2 protein-coding genes are annotated in these 1,980 nt (G+C 65.1%); both read right to left on the reverse strand.

What is annotated here, in order from left to right:
* Window positions 1-986: GTPase/DUF3482 domain-containing protein (locus tag GHO03_RS24300; RefSeq protein WP_153400670.1), on the reverse strand; the 986-nt coding region annotated here is incomplete at its 3' end.
* Window positions 979-1,980 (reverse strand): DUF2868 domain-containing protein (locus GHO03_RS24305; RefSeq protein WP_153400671.1); only part of this gene is annotated, 1,002 nt, incomplete at its 5' end. The genes GHO03_RS24305 and GHO03_RS24300, both read right to left, overlap by 8 nt.

Here is a 1,980-nt window from a genome sequence, read left to right on the forward strand (position 1 = left end):
ATCAAGTCCACGCCAGCCCCGGCCGCAGCCCCTGCGGCAATCCCGCTACCGACCCGCACGCCCAGATGCTTGAGCGTCTCGGGGTTGAACAAGTCATCGCCCCAGCGCCCGTCGAGCAGCGGCAAGTCGCTGGCCGCCGCATCGCTGATGCGAAAGCCGTACAGCTTGAGCAGGGCTTCTACGCAGCGTTGCTCGCGTTGGCGAATCGTTTCGCGCAACTGCTGGGTAGCTTGTTGTTCGGCGGTTTTTTCGCTGGCCACGCTGCGTCGGCAAGCGGCGCAGTCGATCAGCAGTTCGGCAATCAGGCGCAGGGCGCTGTGCTTGCGGGCTTCACGCTGGGCCTCCTGGTCGGTAATCAGTCGTTGCAGCGCGCCCCGCGAATGCTCCAGCAGCAGCGCCAGGCTTTCATATAAACGGCGTTCGCCATCTTCGGGCGGGGCCACGCTGTCGAAGCGTACCAGTGCATGCAGGCCTAGACGGGCCAGGGCTTCGCGCCACTCGGGCTCGCGGTGCTGCGGGCTGCTGACAAAGTTGAGCACCGGCAGCAGCGGTTTGCCACAACTGGCCAGTACGCTGAGTTCGTCGCGGTACTTGGCCAGCACCGGCTCGCGGGCGTCGATCACATACAGCCCGGCGTCCGAGGCCAGCAGTTGGCGCAACACCTTGGCTTCCTGCTCAAAGCGCTGGCGCGCCTCGCTGCCTTCGAGAAAGCGCGCCACCCGCGCCGGCCCATCCAGACGTTCGCCGGGGTGGTCGAGGCGCTCAAGGTAGTCGAGCAGGGCGATGGCATCTTCCAGCCCCGGCGTGTCGTACAGCTCCAGCAACGGCTCGCCGTCGACCGACAGCCGTGCGCCTTCGACATGGCGCGTGGTGCTGGGACGATGGGACACTTCACCAAAACCGACATCTCGGGTCAGGGTCCGCAGCAACGAGGTTTTGCCGACATTGGTATGGCCCACCACGGCCAGCGTCAGTGGCTTAGTCATGGCCTGTCTCCAGCCAGTTCAGGGGGGCGCTGGCGGCGAACGGTAAACCCAGTTTCTCCAGCGCCGTGTGCCAGTCGCCCAGGCGATCAGCGTCCAGTGCCTGGCCGGGGGGGGCTTGCAGTAGCCATATGCGGGTTTCGCGGGCACTGCGGGCCAGTTCGCCGATCAGCGCCAGGCTGCCACGGTCCGGCGAGCGTCGCGGGTCGCAGGCAATGGCCAGGCGCGCCGGGGGTAAACGGGTCATTTGTTCGAGCAGTTTTTGCCTGGATTCGCGGCTGTCGAGAATGCCCGCATCCTTGACCGTAGCCGGCAACGTGGGTGGCCAAGGGTGTTGATCGTCCAGCTCGATGGCCACGATCAAGGCGCCATCGGTGTGCAGGTCGCTGTGCCCGGCCTGCACGTTATGCAACTGCTCGGGGGCTATGTCATTTACGCCCAGGCGCTCGCTGCTGGGCATCAGACGCTCGCGCAGCTGGCTGTAACCGGGCAGATTAAGGTCAAGTTGCAGTGCGTTGCGCCCGGCATTCCAGCGCCACAGGCAGAATGCCGCCAGTAGCAGACGCGGAATCACCCCGTAAATAAGGACCACGCCCACCAGCCAGACTGCCCATGCCTGACGCACCAGTTCATTGTCATAGAGGTTGGTGTCGTTGCTGATGCGGATCATCTCCACGGTGGGTACGCTCATGCCCAGCCAGTTGGGCAGGGCGCCAAGGGCGCGGGTGGCGGCGACAAACACATCGGCACCAAGAATCGTGGTTTCCCAGATAAACCCGTAACGGCGGGTGGCCATTAGCAGCAGCATCATCACCAACGCGCTGAGCATCGCCAGCAACCACAGGCCGTTGACCAGCGTGCCGAGTGCCCAGCGATTGAGCTTGCGCCGTTGCAGCAACAGCACCAGGGCGGGGGCCAGTTGTGCGGCCTTGGCGTCGCGGGCGAGTTTTTCGCTGAGCCACAGCCACAGGCGGCCGAGGCTGGCGCCGTGTTCACC

Source organism: Pseudomonas sp. FSL R10-1339, assembly GCF_009600545.1.
In the GTDB taxonomy this organism is placed as follows: domain Bacteria; phylum Pseudomonadota; class Gammaproteobacteria; order Pseudomonadales; family Pseudomonadaceae; genus Aquipseudomonas; species Aquipseudomonas bubulae.